Source organism: Klebsiella michiganensis, from assembly GCF_002925905.1.
In the GTDB taxonomy this organism is placed as follows: Bacteria; Pseudomonadota; Gammaproteobacteria; order Enterobacterales; family Enterobacteriaceae; genus Klebsiella; species Klebsiella michiganensis.
Map to the genome: position 1 here is coordinate 22,493 of NZ_PRDB01000031.1, position 16,286 is coordinate 38,778.

General features: G+C 50.9%; 13 protein-coding genes. 7 read left to right on the forward strand and 6 right to left on the reverse strand.

Annotated features, from left to right (window positions below):
• Positions 1-27: 27 nt before the first annotated feature.
• Positions 28-1,269 carry a VWA domain-containing protein gene (locus CDA56_RS29175; RefSeq protein ID WP_047727579.1) on the forward strand — a complete coding sequence of 414 codons (1,242 nt, stop codon included), beginning with the start codon at positions 28-30 and terminating at the stop codon, positions 1,267-1,269.
• A gap of 27 nt (positions 1,270-1,296) precedes the next feature.
• Here CDA56_RS29175 and CDA56_RS29180 read toward each other — a convergent pair whose 3' ends face one another.
• The 6 genes from CDA56_RS29180 to silR all read right to left on the reverse strand — a co-directional run bounded on the left by CDA56_RS29180 (position 1,297) and on the right by silR (position 6,644).
• On the reverse strand, positions 1,297-1,947 hold the full coding sequence (locus CDA56_RS29180; RefSeq protein WP_044348228.1) for an HAD family hydrolase: 651 nt from the start codon (positions 1,945-1,947) through the stop codon (positions 1,297-1,299).
• 173 nt (positions 1,948-2,120) lie between these two features.
• Positions 2,121-3,268 (reverse strand): IS3 family transposase gene (locus tag CDA56_RS29185; protein WP_098141133.1). Its coding sequence is split into 2 segments (ribosomal slippage): positions 2,121-3,019 and positions 3,019-3,268, totalling 1,149 coding nucleotides; the frame shifts between segments, so codons are not numbered across the junction.
• A 60-nt stretch (positions 3,269-3,328) separates the two neighbouring features.
• Entirely contained in the window at positions 3,329-3,670 is a 342-nt protein-coding gene (gene copM, locus CDA56_RS29190) for a CopM family metallochaperone (RefSeq protein ID WP_047727581.1), read from the reverse strand.
• 143 nt (positions 3,671-3,813) lie between these two features.
• Entirely contained in the window at positions 3,814-4,245 is a 432-nt protein-coding gene (gene silE / locus CDA56_RS29195; RefSeq protein ID WP_000790483.1) for a silver-binding protein SilE, read from the reverse strand.
• A 250-nt stretch (positions 4,246-4,495) separates the two neighbouring features.
• Positions 4,496-5,971 (reverse strand): copper/silver sensor histidine kinase SilS, encoded by a 1,476-nt coding sequence (gene silS, locus CDA56_RS29200; RefSeq protein WP_104011502.1) that lies wholly within the window; start codon positions 5,969-5,971, stop codon positions 4,496-4,498.
• Complete coding sequence (gene silR / locus CDA56_RS29205) at positions 5,964-6,644, reverse strand: copper/silver response regulator transcription factor SilR (RefSeq protein WP_000697968.1); 681 nt, start codon at positions 6,642-6,644, stop codon at positions 5,964-5,966. Before silR ends, silS begins: the two co-directional genes overlap by 8 nt.
• Before the next feature lie 189 nt (positions 6,645-6,833).
• On the opposite strand from silR, the gene silC reads away from it, so the two are divergent.
• The 6 genes from silC to silP all read left to right on the forward strand — a co-directional run bounded on the left by silC (position 6,834) and on the right by silP (position 16,260).
• The gene (gene silC / locus CDA56_RS29210) at positions 6,834-8,219 is read left to right on the forward strand and encodes a Cu(+)/Ag(+) efflux RND transporter outer membrane channel SilC (protein WP_000475503.1); all 1,386 of its coding nucleotides are present in this window, start codon (positions 6,834-6,836) and stop codon (positions 8,217-8,219) included.
• Between the two features lie 28 nt (positions 8,220-8,247).
• On the forward strand, positions 8,248-8,601 hold the full coding sequence (cusF, locus tag CDA56_RS29215; protein ID WP_001246153.1) for a cation efflux system protein CusF: 354 nt from the start codon (positions 8,248-8,250) through the stop codon (positions 8,599-8,601).
• Between the two features lie 113 nt (positions 8,602-8,714).
• Entirely contained in the window at positions 8,715-10,007 is a 1,293-nt protein-coding gene (silB, locus tag CDA56_RS29220; protein WP_001485328.1) for a Cu(+)/Ag(+) efflux RND transporter periplasmic adaptor subunit SilB, read from the forward strand.
• A 10-nt stretch (positions 10,008-10,017) separates the two neighbouring features.
• Complete coding sequence (silA, locus tag CDA56_RS29225) at positions 10,018-13,164, forward strand: Cu(+)/Ag(+) efflux RND transporter permease subunit SilA (RefSeq protein WP_000574021.1); 3,147 nt, start codon at positions 10,018-10,020, stop codon at positions 13,162-13,164.
• A gap of 86 nt (positions 13,165-13,250) precedes the next feature.
• The gene (locus CDA56_RS29230) at positions 13,251-13,691 is read left to right on the forward strand and encodes a DUF411 domain-containing protein (protein WP_002436620.1); all 441 of its coding nucleotides are present in this window, start codon (positions 13,251-13,253) and stop codon (positions 13,689-13,691) included.
• A 97-nt stretch (positions 13,692-13,788) separates the two neighbouring features.
• Positions 13,789-16,260, forward strand: coding sequence for an Ag(+)-translocating P-type ATPase SilP (silP, locus tag CDA56_RS29235; protein WP_129897305.1), 2,472 nt, complete (start codon positions 13,789-13,791; stop codon positions 16,258-16,260).
• Positions 16,261-16,286 lie beyond the last annotated feature (26 nt).

The window sequence follows — 16,286 nt, forward strand, 5'->3', positions numbered from 1 at the left end:
TATTGCTCATCATCACAGAGAGAAAAGATGCAATTACAATCAGGACAGAATATCCCGCTTCATACATCGACTCTGGACCTCAGGCTTGACTATCCGGCATCATCCGGTTTTCGTAGTGAACCTGAAATATGCATATTTATGCTGAATGCAGAGGGTAAGGTTACCGGCGATGCTGACTTTATCTTCTATAACAATCTGAGTGCAGCTGGTGGTGGTGTAAGACTATCTCCCGGCCACCAGCATGCGAACGTGCATATTGAACTTGACCGTATTCCTGTCACCATACAGAAAATCGCGATAACCCTTGTGATTGACGGAAATGACACGATCAGCGCACTGTCACAACTCAGGCTAACGGCAACCGGAACAGCTGAATTTAATGTCGATCTTAATGGCCGCAGTGAGAAAGCGGTGATTATGGGCGAGATTTATCGACACAAGGACAGCTGGAAACTCCGAGCACAGGGGCAGGGGTTTAACGGCGGACTGGAGCCGCTCGCTGTCAGCTATGGTGTTGATGTTGCACAGCCAGTTGATACCCCGCCACAGGCTTCCCGTATCAGTCTGGAGAAGAAGCTGGAAGGGAAAGCCCCCGCGCTTATCAGCCTGGCAAAAAAAGCCAGTGTTTCTCTTGCCAAGCATAAGCTGGATACCGTTGCAGCCCGAGTGGCTTTTGTTCTCGATGCCTCAGGCTCTATGACCGGCCAGTTTAAAAAGGGACATGTGCAGTCCGTTCTCGACCGTATAGCTGTCCTGTCAGTCCAGTTCGACGATGACGGCACGATGGATGTATGGGGCTTTGCTGAGCGTCACAAGAAATACCCTGACGTCACCCTGGACAATCTTGACGGATATATTGCTGCTATCCAGAACACGGGTAAACGCTCTGCCTGGGAAATTCTTCCGGGCCTGGGCGGGACGAACAACGAGCCGCCGGTTATGAATGAGGTGATCGACTTCTTCAAGGACAGCACACTGCCGGTCTATGTTGTCTGCATTACGGATGGTGGGATTAGTAAAACCCGTGAAATCAAAGAAGCCATACGCCGCTCGGCCAACTACCCCATTTTCTGGAAATTTGTGGGCCTCGGAGGCTCGAATTACGGTATTCTCGAAAAACTGGATACCTTTAGCGATCGGCGAATCGATAACAGCAACTTCTTTGCCATCGATAACTTCGCAACGGTGAAGGATGAGGTACTGTACGAGCAACTGCTGGAAGAGTTTAAAGACTGGCTGGAGCAGGCAAAAATAGCGGGTATTCTGTGAGCCTTCGCCCCGGAAAGGGGCGATAATTTACCGGATAGTCAGTTCGAAAGGTACTTTTCCCCGACGCCAGGTTGAATGGAAGTGCCGCCAGTGTGGATCAGTTGCAGCTGACAGGAGTTCGTAATCCCCTCGTGTGTCTCCCCATGCCCGCAGATGATAATCTTTCAGAGGACCATACTCTTTTTCCAGCCGGATAATTTTCTGGCTACACCGGCAGTTATGCCCACTGATACGCCCGGTAAGTATCCCTTCTTTGACCTCAAGCTGCGTGCCTATCACTTTGATGCCCAGCCTGTCGGCAAATGGCCTGAGTACCATTTCTGGTGAAGCAGAACATAATGTCACTTCCGCGCCGGAAGTCACTTCATTCGCCACGGCCATCAGGCCTGCAGGACGCATAAGCCGACTCCAGTAGACCTGGCAAAATTTCTCAGCATTTTTGGATAGCCATTTCTCGTCAACCCCAGTAAGGAAGGTTGTGATGAGAATTTCTTTCAGTTCATCACGTGTCATCTTCTTCCCCATACAGCGTAACGTGGGAAGAGCCATGGTGACGATACGACGGGAAAAAGCTCGATTGCCAAAGGCAAACCGCAGAAAAGGGATAAAGCTGTCATGCCGCGTTAACGTACCGTCAAAATCAAATACAGAGAGCATGCGGGGCTGAATGACATTCATCGTAATGTTCTTCCTGGAAAAATGGGGGAACTGCTCCCAACAGGTAACACTATACCATTCAGGCAATAATATCGGTATTGGTTCACCAGAAGGCGAAGAAAGTTACTTTTTATGATGTTCGATTCCCTCATCAAAGCAAAAGTTAGTCACTTACCTGAATCGCCACGGATAATCTAGACACTTCCGAGCCGTTGATAATACTGGTTTTCATATTCTGTCGGTGACATCTGATCGCTAGAACCATGCCGACGCTTACTGTTATAAAACATTTCGATGTAATCAAAAATATCACTGCGGGCTTCTTCCCGCGTTCCGTAGATCTTTTTCTTTATCCGTTCACGTTTCAACAACTGGAAAAAACTTTCTGCAACCGCATTATCATGGCAGTTACCGCGACGGCTCATGCTACCCTCCAGGCCGTGTGATTTCAGGAACGACTGCCACTCATGGCTTGTGTACTGACTGCCCTGATCCGAATGAACCAGCACCTGTTTTTCGGGATTACGCCGCCATACAGCCATCAGCAGTGCGTTCAGGATAATGTCCTTTGTCATCCGGGATTGCATGGACCAGCCGATAATTTTGCGTGAGAACAGATCAACAACAACGGCAAGATACAGCCAGCCTTCGTGGGTCCTGATGTAGGTTATGTCCGTTACCCAACGCTCATCAGGAGCATCCGGATTGAACTGTCGCTGGAGCCTGTTGGGTGACACGATACTGGCCTCGCCTTTACGTGCCCGCGGGCTTCGGTATCCGACCTGAGCCTTTATTCCGACACGTTTCATCAGTCTCCAGACTCTGTTTACTCCGCACTGTTGCCCGCTGTCACGCAGATCCAGATGGATTTTGCGATAACCATAGACGCATCCCGATTCCAGCCAGAACTGTTTAATCTGTCCTGTCAGTCTCAGGTCTGCCTGATGGCGTTGTGAATGCGGCTGCTGAAGCCAGGCGTAAAAACCACTGGGATGAACATCCAGCACCCGACAGAGCAGGCGAACAGGCCAGCAACAGGAGTTGTCACGGATAAAGGCGTACCTCAGTCGGACAGCTTTGCGAAGTACGCCGCAGCTTTTTTTAATATGTCCCGTTCGTCGGTAACCCGTTTCAGCTCTTTCTGGAGACGGCGGATCTCGGCCTGAGCATCTGACTGTTCTTTATTAGTGGAAGAATCCGGACCGTACTTCTTTATCCAGGCATAAAGGCTGTGGGTGGTGATATCGAGACGTGTTGCAACGCTGGCAACAGAATAACCGCGATCAACAACCTGTTTAACTGCTTCAGTTTTAAACTCTTCGGGATAACGCTTACCGCTCATGGGCACCTCTCTTTAAGCCATCTTAAATGACTCTGAGGTGTCTGTTAAACCCGTGGCGATTCAGTCAAGCCATTTATTCATCTGCTCAATTTCACCTTTTTGAGCTTTAATAATGTCCTGTGCGAGTTTTCTCATTTCGGGATCTTTTCCATACTTCAGCTCGGTTTCAGCCATTGCTATTGCCCCTTCATGGTGTGCAACCATGCCTTTTGCAAAGGCCTTGTCGGGATCTGGCTCATTAACGGCGGCCATCATTTTGTCATGCATATCTTTCATCCCCGCCATGTATTCCTGTGACGATGCTGATGAGGTCATATCTGACATGTTCATTTCAGAATGTTCAGCAGAAATGGCTGGCAGGGATAACATTAATATTACAAAAAGGGTGTTTTTGATTTTCATATAATAATTCCTTTCAGACAGGTACCGGTTAAGTGTAGCTGAGTCAGACAAAAAAGCCCCCTGACGGGGGGCAAAAATGTAGCAACGTTGTTTCAGGAAAATCTATCAGGGAAAAGGTAACAGCACGGATACTACCGTCGCATTCAGCCTGCATTGATCATGCGGCGGTGCGCTTCGGCCATGGCCTGATGTGGGCCGGATTGCCCGTTATTCATGAATTCATGGGCAACCGCTGCTCTTTCATGCTCATTCATCGCCGCGTAAGACGTTGACGGGACGGTCGTGGATACCGTGTTATTTCCCATCATCTTCTGATGACTTTCCACCATTTTCTGGTGCGCATCCGCCGAGCCGTTCGTCATGGTTTCATGAGCAATAATGGCCTGTTCATGCTGGTCCATACCGGTCATACGAGGAGCAGTCCCCTGGATCCCGACAGGAGCCGCAGCAGACTGCATCTGGTGAGCAGGAGCCTGTGCATTGTTGACGCGATCATGGATATTCACGGTTTCAGTGGCCCAGGCCGATGAAATTAAACCAAAGCCCAGCAAAGATGCTAATACGATATTTTTCATGATAACTCTCCATTTCTGAATTAGTGATGTCCGGGGAAGTACAACCGGTGTTTTCAGTTCCATAACTGAAACAAGTTCGGCAGCATTTATTTCTCCGGAAGAGGGCTGGATATTCATTTCCTGGCGTACTCTGACGCCGGGTATTGATGAAGCAATCCAGCCTTCCTGATAAGTTGCACTAATTATATCGAATGGCTTCTGTTTGCTGCATGACAGGCTAATGACATCTTTGTCATTTACATCTTTATTTTCAGCATTGGGTTTCCGGGATCATTTTCTCCAGTCTGGGCACGGATAAGATAAAACGCGTGGAGCGTACGTCTGATTCCACATTTACTCTTCCGTGATGTGCTTCCACAATGGACTTCACGATAGCAAGACCGATGCCGCTGCCTTCTCCTTTTCGTTGCCTGGACGGATCCACCCGATAAAAACGGTCAAACAGCCTTGATAAATGCTCCTCAGGGATAGGTTTTCCCGGATTTTCAATCACCAGGTCAAAAACATTTTCCTGTTCTTTGATGGCGACGGTGATGGCCTGTCCCTCCGGGGTATAACGCAGGGCATTGGACAGCAGGTTATTGATTGCTCTTCTGAACATTTGTGGATCGCCCTCAACCAGACAGGGCATCCCGTTAAACCTGAGCGTGATATTGCGTTCTTCGGCCCAGGCTTCGAAAAACTCGAAGACTTTCATGACTTCCGCTCTGAGGTCAAACATGACCCTGTCAGGTATCAGCTGATTATTATCTGCCTGTGCCAGGAACAGCATATCGCTGACCATTTTGGTCATCCGGTTATACTCTTCAAGACTGGAATAGAGGACATCCTCAAGTTCCCTCTGTGTTCGATCCTGACTCAGTGCGATTTCAGTCTGCGTCACCAGATTGGTGATGGGCGTTCTGATCTCATGCGCGATATCGGCAGAGAAATTGGCCTGGCGGGTAAAGACATCCTCAATCTTTCCAATCATATGATTGAACGAGATAACCAGTTGCTCCAGCTCAATGGGAACGCGTGTCGGTTCCAGTCGCGCATCAAGATTCTCGGAGGTGATGTTTTTAATGGCATTGCTGACATTACGAAGGGGCAGGTGCCCCTGACGGACAGCGATTCGAATGATCAGAACAATCAACAGGCTTATCACGACGGCAATCGCAATCAGGTTCTTTTTCAGCGCATCGAGGTAATGGAGATGGAAATTAATGGATAGGCCAGTCAGCATGACATAGTTCTGCTGTTTGCCCTGAAATATCGCCTGACCAGAGGAGGCGATAATCCTGTATGTTTCCATCTTCATTTCGGACCCGGTATCCATCGGTCCCGCAGGATCCTCCACCGTCCAGAGAAAGACATCCCGTGCGCGGCTGTGCTCGCTAAAATCTGCTGAATTCACTGCCGGGCGTAGTGCCGCCCCCTGAGTTGAGCTAAAGAGCACTTCACCCCTGGGATTGAGGAGCAAAAGGGCAACGTTGCGGTAGCTGGCAATTGATTCCTTTATTTTGCTTATTTTTTTATCATCCGGATCCACCGGGGACTGCAGTATACGGTTCAGTGTGGTGCTGATTTGTTGAAGATCGCTGACATCCTGCTCGGCAAAATGATTTTCAACAGAATGCAGCATAAACCAGGTGAAGGCGATAAAAGCCAGTATCGTGGACAGGCTGATAAAAAAGGTCAGCCGCAGAGCGAGTGAGAAAGGGCGTCTGGAAGGTTTGCTATGCATCCGGGACCTCCAGCATGTAGCCCACGCCCCGGACTGTCTGGATCAGCTTTGTCTCGTAATCGTTGTCTATTTTAGCGCGGAGTCGCTTTACTGCGACATCGATCGCATTAGTGTCGCTGTCAAAATTCATGTCCCAGACCTGAGAGGCAATCAGGGAGCGGGGAAGAACCTCTCCCTGATGGCGAATGAAGAATTCCAGCAGGCTGAACTCTTTACTGGTGAGCACAATGCGGTTTCCGGCGCGACTGACTTTTCTGGATACGAGATCAATCGAGAGGTCAGCCACCTTAAACTGGCTTTCCGTGATCATCGTGTTTCCCCGCCTCAGAAGGGTTCTCACCCGGGCGAGCAGTTCGGCAAACGCAAAGGGTTTAACCAGATAATCGTCCGCACCCAGTTCCAGTCCTTTGACCCTATGTTCGATCGTGCCGAGGGCTGTCAGCAGTAAGACCGGCATACCCTTTCCGGCAGTGCGCAGCATGCGGATGATATCCCAGCCGTTCACATCAGGTAGCATGATATCCAGAATGACTAAATCATACTCGGCTGTCATGGCGAGATGATATCCGGTAAGACCATTATCAGCGTGATCCACTACGAACCCTGCCTCTGTAAGCCCTTTGCTGAGATATTCACCTGTTTTAATTTCGTCTTCGACGATCAATATTTTCATCTTGCTCCCCGGCTGGCTGCTAATGTCATTCTATTGCGCCCACGATCGTTATCAACGGATTACAGCAAAAATGACAACATTGTCATTATCCTGTCACTCGGCAAACAGAGAGCGTTAGGTAAAGTACCCCTATCAATACTCTGGACTTCATTTGAACCATTTACCAGGTCTGCCTGGACGAGAAGCGTTATGTTCAAATTAAAATTACTCAGCATTAGCACGATATTCATCCTGGCAGGCTGCGTGTCGCTTGCGCCTGAATATCAGCGGCCCGCAGCACCGGTACCCCAGCAGTTTTCACTGTCCCATAACAGCCTGACGCCAGCGGTAAATGGCTATCAGGATACGGGCTGGCGTAACTTTTTTGTCGATCCCCAGGTTACCCGGTTGATCGGTGAAGCTCTGACTAATAACCGTGATTTGAGAATGGCTGCCCTGAAGGTTGAAGAGGCCCGAGCCCAGTTCAACGTCACGGATGCAGATCGTTATCCCCAGCTGAATGCCTCATCCGGGATAACATACAGCGGTGGTCTGAAAGGTGACAAGCCGACCACACAGGAGTACGACGCGAGACTGGAGCTCAGCTATGAGCTCGATTTTTTCGGCAAACTTAAGAACATGAGTGATGCTGACCGCCAGAACTACTTTGCCAGCGAAGAAGCCCGTCGGGCCGTACACATCCTGCTGGTCTCCAACGTTTCACAGAGCTATTTCAGCCAGCAACTGGCGTACGAACAACTCCGTATTGCGCGGGAAACGCTGAAAAATTATGAACAGTCCTATGCTTTCGTTGAGCAACAGCTCGTGACCGGGAGTACGAACGTTCTGGCACTTGAACAGGCGAGAGGACAAATCGAAAGTACCCGCGCCGAAATAGCCAAACGAGAAGGCGATCTGGCTCAGGCAAACAATGCCCTGCAACTGGTGCTGGGAACGTACCGCGCACTTCCGTCAGAAAAAGGGATGAAAGGCGGGGAGATCGCACCAGTAAAATTGCCACCAAATCTATCTTCACAAATTTTGCTGCAGCGACCGGATATTATGGAAGCGGAATATCAGCTGAAAGCGGCTGATGCCAATATTGGCGCAGCGCGAGCGGCCTTTTTCCCCTCCATTACCCTGACCAGTGGTCTTTCCGCAAGCAGTACGGAGCTGTCAAGCCTGTTTACGTCAGGAAGTGGAATGTGGAATTTTATCCCTAAAATTGAAATTCCTATTTTTAATGCTGGCAGGAATAAAGCCAATCTGAAGCTGGCTGAAATTCGCCAGCAACAATCGGTGGTTAATTACGAACAAAAAATTCAGTCAGCCTTTAAGGATGTTTCCGACACGCTTGCGCTGCGCGACAGCCTTAGCCAGCAACTTGAGTCACAGCAGCGTTATCTTGATTCACTTCAGATAACTCTCCAGCGTGCCAGAGGATTATATGCAAGTGGTGCTGTCAGTTACATCGAAGTGCTGGATGCAGAACGTTCCCTCTTCGCTACGCAGCAAACCATTCTCGATCTTACCTATTCCCGACAGGTTAACGAAATTAATCTGTTTACCGCGCTGGGTGGCGGTTGGGTAGAGTAAATTTATTTAATTAATCAGGAAATTAAAAATGCGTAATTCACTTAAAGCCGTTTTATTTGGTGCCTTCTCTGTCATGTTTTCTGCCGGTCTTCATGCTGAAACACATCAGCATGGCGATATGAATGCTGCCAGTGATGCTTCGGTACAGCAGGTTATCAAGGGCACCGGTGTCGTTAAAGACATTGATATGAATAGTAAAAAGATTACCATTTCGCACGAAGCAATCCCTGCTGTGGGCTGGCCTGCAATGACCATGCGCTTCACTTTTGTTAATGCAGACGACGCTATCAATGCCCTGAAAACCGGCAACCATGTCGATTTCTCGTTTATTCAGCAGGGCAATATCTCCTTACTCAAAAGCATTAACGTTACGCAATCCTGATTATCAGTCCGGAGCGAATACATCCAGTGCGCCTGAACATTCATTAAGGGATTACTGTGAATGAATGATCGGGCGCATATGCCAGGTGTTTTGATTTTTCAGCGAGAAATTGTATGGCTTCTTTAAAGATAAAATATGCTGCAATAATTATCAGCAGCCTCATAGCAGGAGGGCTGATATCGGTTACTGCCTGGCAGTATGTAAACTCATCACAAAAAACAGTACAAACCGAACAAAAGGCACCGGAGCGAAAGGTACTTTTCTGGTATGACCCGATGAAACCGGATACCAAATTTGATAAACCCGGAAAATCTCCCTTTATGGATATGGACCTGGTGCCAAAATATGCTGATGAAAGCGGCGATAAAAGCAGTGGCGGGATCCGTATCGATCCAACGCAGGTTCAGAATCTGGGATTAAAAACGCAAAAAGTCACGCGAGGAATGCTGAATTATTCTCAGACAATCCCGGCTAATGTCAGTTACAACGAGTATCAGTTTGTCATTGTGCAGGCGCGCTCTGACGGTTTCGTCGAAAAAGTGTATCCCCTGACGATTGGCGATCATGTGAAGAAAGGCACTCCGCTTATCGATATCACCATTCCTGAATGGGTTGAGGCACAAAGTGAGTTCCTGCTGTTATCCGGTACAGGCGGTACGTCAACCCAGATAAAAGGGGTTCTGGAGCGACTTCGTCTAGCTGGTATGCCGGAAGAGGATATTCAAAGGCTGCGTTCAACCCGCACAATCCAGACCCGTTTTACCATTAAAGCACCTATTGATGGTGTCATTACTGCGTTTGACCTGCGCACCGGAATGAATATTTCGAAAGATAAAGTAGTGGCTCAGATTCAGGGGATGGACCCGGTCTGGATCAGCGCTGCAGTGCCAGAATCTATCGCATATCTGCTGAAAGATACGTCGCAGTTTGAAATTTCGGTACCGGCTTATCCGGATAAAACATTCCATGTCGAAAAATGGAACATTCTTCCCAGCGTGGATCAGACAACCCGTACGCTTCAGGTCCGTCTCCAGGTTTCTAATAAGGATGAGTTTCTCAAGCCGGGCATGAATGCCTATCTGAAACTGAATACCAAGAGCCAGGAGATGCTGCTGATACCAAGCCAGGCCGTTATCGATACCGGCAAAGAACAGCGCGTGATTACTGTTGATGATGAAGGCAAGTTTGTGCCGAAACAGATCCACGTTCTGCATGAATCACAGCAACAGTCCGGCATTGGCTCCGGCCTGAATGAAGGCGATACCGTGGTGGTCAGTGGCCTGTTCCTCATTGACTCCGAAGCCAATATTACGGGCGCGCTGGAACGTATGCGCCACCCTGAAAAAACAGAAAACAGTATGCCAGCAATGTCTGAGCAGCCTGTAAATATGCATTCAGGGCACTGAGGAGACGACGATGATTGAATGGATTATCCGGCGCTCTGTCGCCAACCGTTTCCTGGTCATGATGGGCGCACTGTTTCTCAGCATCTGGGGCACATGGACGATAATTAACACGCCGGTCGATGCGCTGCCTGACCTGTCAGATGTGCAGGTCATTATTAAAACCAGCTATCCCGGACAGGCCCCGCAGATTGTAGAAAACCAGGTCACCTATCCGCTTACCACCACCATGCTGTCCGTACCTGGCGCAAAAACCGTGCGTGGCTTTTCACAGTTCGGTGATTCGTATGTGTATGTCATTTTTGAAGACGGCACCGATCTGTACTGGGCCCGTTCGCGCGTGCTGGAATACCTGAATCAGGTTCAGGGCAAACTGCCTGCGGGTGTGAGCTCTGAAATCGGCCCGGACGCCACGGGAGTGGGCTGGATATTTGAATATGCCCTTGTCGATCGCAACGGAAAACACGACCTTTCAGAACTGCGCTCTCTGCAGGACTGGTTCCTGAAATTTGAGCTGAAAACCATCCCGAACGTGGCTGAGGTCGCTTCGGTTGGCGGCGTGGTGAAACAGTACCAGATTCAGGTCAATCCGGTAAAACTGTCCCAGTACGGTATCAGCCTGCCCGAAGTGAAACAGGCACTTGAATCGTCTAACCAGGAGGCCGGTGGCTCATCCGTTGAAATGGCCGAAGCGGAGTATATGGTCCGTGCCAGCGGTTATCTTCAGAGCATTGATGATTTTAATAACATCGTCCTGAAAACAGGTGAGAACGGCGTGCCGGTTTATCTGCGGGATGTTGCCCGCGTGCAGACCGGGCCCGAAATGAGGCGTGGTATTGCCGAGCTGAACGGCCAGGGAGAAGTCGCTGGCGGCGTGGTGATCCTGCGGTCGGGTAAAAATGCGCGCGACGTTATCACGGCAGTGAGGGATAAACTGGAGACGCTGAAGGCCAGCCTGCCGGAAGGCGTTGAAATCGTGACCACCTACGATCGCAGCCAGTTAATCGACCGGGCGATTGATAACCTCAGTTCCAAACTTCTGGAAGAGTTTATCGTGGTGGCCATCGTCTGTGCTCTGTTCCTGTGGCACGTACGTTCTGCCCTGGTGGCGATTATCTCTCTGCCGCTTGGCCTGTGTATCGCCTTTATCGTCATGCACTTCCAGGGACTGAACGCCAATATCATGTCGCTGGGAGGGATAGCGATTGCCGTCGGTGCGATGGTGGATGCCGCCATTGTGATGATTGAAAATGCGCACAAACGGCTTGAGGAGTGGGATCATCAGCATCCGGGTGAGCAGATTGACAACGCCACCCGCTGGAAGGTGATTACCGATGCCTCCGTTGAAGTGGGACCCGCACTGTTTATCAGCCTGCTGATCATCACCCTGTCCTTTATTCCTATCTTTACCCTGGAAGGTCAGGAAGGACGTCTGTTTGGCCCGCTGGCATTCACGAAAACGTACTCCATGGCGGGAGCGGCCGCACTGGCCATCATCGTCATTCCTATTCTGATGGGATTCTGGATCCGGGGGAAAATTCCTGCCGAGACAAGTAACCCCCTGAACCGGGTGCTGATCAAAGCGTATCATCCTTTGCTGCTGCGGGTCCTCCACTGGCCAAAAACAACCCTGCTGGTTGCGGCCTTGTCCATTTTCACGGTTATCTGGCCACTGAGTCAGGTGGGCGGTGAATTTCTGCCGAAGATTAACGAGGGCGATCTGCTGTATATGCCGTCGACCTTGCCTGGCGTCTCTCCGGCAGAAGCTGCAGCGCTCCTGCAGACAACAGACAAGTTAATCAAAAGCGTTCCTGAAGTGGCTTCTGTATTTGGCAAGACCGGTAAAGCAGAGACCGCAACGGATTCCGCGCCGCTCGAAATGGTGGAAACCACGATCCAGCTCAAACCTGAGGATCAGTGGCGTCCCGGCATGACAATTGACAAGATTATTGATGAACTCGACAGGACAGTCCGTTTACCGGGTCTGGCAAACCTCTGGGTGCCGCCTATCCGTAACCGTATTGATATGCTCTCAACCGGGATCAAAAGCCCGATAGGTATCAAAGTGTCCGGGACTGTTCTGTCCGATATCGACGCGACGGCGCAGAGTATCGAGGCGGTAGCCAAAACCGTGCCTGGCGTGGTGTCTGTCCTGGCTGAGCGACTTGAGGGCGGGCGCTACATCGATATCGATATCAACCGGGAGAAAGCCTCCCGCTACGGGATGACGGTAGGTGATGTCCAGCTGTTCGTCTCTTCAGCAATCGGAGGTGCTATGGTGGGTGAGACGGTTGAAGGGGTGGCCCGGTACCCTATTAACATTCGCTACCCGCAGGATTACCGGAACAGTCCGCAGGCGCTGAAACAGATGCCGATCCTGACCCCGATGAAGCAGCAGATCACGCTGGGCGATGTCGCGGATATTAACGTCGTTTCTGGACCAACCATGCTGAAAACCGAAAATGCCCGGCCAGCCAGCTGGATTTATGTTGATGCCCGCGGCAGGGACATGGTGTCGGTGGTTAACGACATTAAGACGGCCATCAGCGAGAAAGTGAAACTGAGACCGGGAACCAGTGTGGCATTCTCCGGACAGTTTGAACTGCTTGAGCATGCCAACAAGAAACTGAAGCTGATGGTGCCGATGACGGTGATGATCATTTTCATCCTGTTGTATCTGGCATTCCGCCGGGTTGACGAAGCCCTGCTGATCCTGATGAGCCTGCCGTTCGCCCTGGTTGGCGGAATATGGTTCCTGTACTGGCAGGGCTTCCATATGTCAGTGGCGACCGGAACCGGGTTTATCGCCCTGGCCGGGGTGGCAGCAGAGTTTGGCGTGGTCATGCTGATGTATCTGCGTCATGCCATTGAAGCGCACCCGGAATTGTCCCGTAAAGAGACGTTCACACCGGAAGGTCTTGATGAAGCCCTCTATCATGGTGCCGTACTGCGTGTCCGGCCGAAAGCCATGACCGTGGCGGTGATCATTGCGGGTCTGCTGCCAATACTCTGGGGAACCGGCGCAGGTTCAGAAGTCATGAGCCGTATTGCTGCGCCAATGATTGGTGGGATGATCACGGCTCCGCTGCTGTCCCTGTTCATTATTCCTGCCGCCTACAAATTAATCTGGCTGCGCAGACATAAAAAAAGCGTGTCATAACCCTGAAAGGGCGCCCCCAGTGGGCGTCCTTCTGCACTGATTCACCCTGACGTCAGGGTTTATATCGATAATATACAGAGGTGAGTATGAAAAAAGTGGTTCTAATGGCCCTGGCTCTCGGCCTGTCACTGCCTGCAATGGCGAGTGAAAAAGTCATTGATATGTACAAATCTGAAAACTGTGGCTGTTGTTCCCTGTGGGGCAAAGCGATGGAAAAAGACGGGTTCGAAGTGCGAACTCACGTCATGAATGATCAGGCGCTGTCAGCCCTGAAAGAAAAGCATGCTGTTCCTGCTGGACTACGAAGTTGTCATACCGCGGTTGTAGGTAATTTGATCATTGAAGGCCATGTGCCTGCGGCAACGATACATAAGGCCATGCAGTCTGGTTCGGGTATATACGGTCTCGCCACCCCCGGTATGCCAGCAGGAAGTCCGGGAATGGAGATGGGGGCCCGAAAAGAGGCTTACGATGTTATCGCATTCTCACCGGAGGGCAGTAAAAAAGTCTTCCAGCGAATCGAATAGTCAGCGGAACGGCTGATAACGGGACGCCGGCAGCAGGCACTCTTATGCCGGCGGCATTCGTGGTAATCGCATCCATGACATATCCTGAAGACAGAAAATGCTTCAGATATGCATAAGGAGAGTTACTGTGAAAAATGACAATGCAGTGGAACATAACAACCAGACTGCTTCTGAGCAGACATCATCCCCGGACGAGAGTCACGCATTGCATAAGGTGAGAGATCCCGTGTGCGGGATGGTCATCCTGCCTGACAAGGCGCACAGCAGCATTCGATACCAGGACCATCAGCTTTATTTCTGCTCCGCCAGCTGTGAGAGCAAATTTAAAGCCCATCCCGATCATTATTTTACCGAAGATGCCAGTGAACATCACCATCACCACGACCACCATGAAGTCAGCCCTGATAAGATAAAACAGTCTCACCGCCAGGCGGAGAAAGAGATTTCTGAAGGTGTGTGGACATGTCCGATGCATCCGGAGATACGCCGTAGTGGTCCCGGAAGCTGTCCTGTCTGTGGAATGGCACTGGAGCCGCTCGTAGCTACGGCATCCACGGGGACGAGTGATGAACTTCGCGACATGACAAGACGCTTCTGGCTGGGGTTGTTGCTGGCGTTTCCGGTTCTGATACTCGAAATGGGTTCTCATCTGTTTCCCGCTTTGAGGAATACAGTACCGCCACAGTACAACACATGGCTGCAGTTACTTCTGGCCTCTCCTGTCGTTTTGTGGTGTGGCTGGCCATTCTTCGCCCGGGCCGGAATGTCGTTACGTAACCGCTCCCTGAATATGTTTACCCTTGTTGCAATGGGGACCGGCGTAGCCTGGGTTTACAGCGTCATTGCAACCGTCTTCCCCTCCTGGTTTCCTGCATCGTTCAGAAACATGGATGGCCTGGTGGCCATTTATTTTGAAGCCGCAGCTGTTATTACGGTGCTTGTTCTGCTGGGACAGGTCCTTGAATTGCGGGCAAGGGAACAAACCTCAGGTGCCATTACTGCACTTCTGAACCTTGCCCCCAAAACCGCCAGGCGGCTGGATCATGACGGTCATGAAACGGATATTAATGCGGAAGATGTCCTGCCTGGCGATAAGCTCCGCATCAGACCTGGAGAGAGTATTCCGGTCGACGGTATCGTGGTCGAAGGCAAAACAACCGTGGATGAATCGATGGTGACCGGGGAGTCTATGCCGGTTACCAAAACGGAGGGTGAACCCGTCATTGGGGGGACGATTAATCAGACAGGTAGTCTTATCATCCGTGCAGAGAAAGTCGGTGATGAAACGATGCTCTCACGAATTGTTCAGATGGTCGCTGATGCACAGCGTTCGCGGGCCCCCATCCAGAGAATGGCTGACAGCGTTTCAGGCTGGTTTGTTCCTCTGGTGATACTTATCGCGGTTGTTGCTTTCATGATCTGGTCTGTCTGGGGGCCCGAGCCCAGGATGGCGCACGGTCTCATTGCGGCTGTGTCGGTCCTGATTATTGCCTGTCCCTGCGCGCTGGGGCTGGCCACGCCGATGTCGATAATGGTGGGGGTGGGCAAAGGAGCCCAGGCCGGGGTGTTAATTAAGAATGCCGAAGCCCTTGAGCGTCTTGAAAAAGTGGACACGCTGGTTGTCGACAAAACAGGCACGCTCACGGAAGGTTCGCCGACGGTGACAGGGATTATCAGTCTCAATCCGGGTGGGGAAACATCTCTTTTGCGTGTAACGGCCGCAGTGGAAAAAGGCTCGCAGCATCCGCTGGGTATGGCAGTAGTTAAAGCAGCACAGGAAAAGGGGATCGCAATACCCGCAGTCACTCATTTCAATGCGCCGTCGGGTAAAGGTGTCTCAGGCGATGTCGAAGGTCAACGGGTTGTTATTGGTAATGAACTGGCTATGCAGGAAAACAGTATCGTTATTGATAATCAAAAGGCCGTTGCGGATACGTTGCGGATGGAAGGTGCTACCGTTATCTATGTGGCCACAGGCGGGCACCTTGCAGGCCTGATAGCTATCTCGGATCCCGTGAAAGCAACCACGCCGGATGCGCTTAAAGCTTTGCGTCAGGCGGGGATCCGCATCGTTATGCTCACCGGGGATAACCAGCTTACCGCTGAAGCAGTCGCACGGAAACTGGGAATAGATGAGGTTGAAGCCGGGATTCTGCCGGATGGCAAAAAAGCAGTGATAACCCGACTGAAAGCGTCTGGCCATGTGGTTGCGATGGCCGGAGACGGTGTGAATGATGCCCCGGCGCTGGCAGCGGCTGACGTGGGAATAGCCATGGGAACGGGTACAGATGTGGCAATTGAAAGTGCCGGAGTCACCCTTCTCAAAGGCGACTTGATGATACTGAACAGGGCCCGTCATCTGTCAGAAATCACCATGAAAAATATCCGACAGAATCTGTTTTTTGCATTTATCTACAACGCACTTGGCGTGCCTGTGGCTGCAGGCCTGCTTTATCCTGTGTATGGAATACTGCTGTCGCCAGTTATTGCGGCGGCGGCCATGGCTCTTTCCTCCGTCAGCGTCATTGTGAATGCGTTGCGTCTGAAAAGTGTCAGGCTCGGGAAATAACACTGAGTGAAGGGGCTGTTACGAAC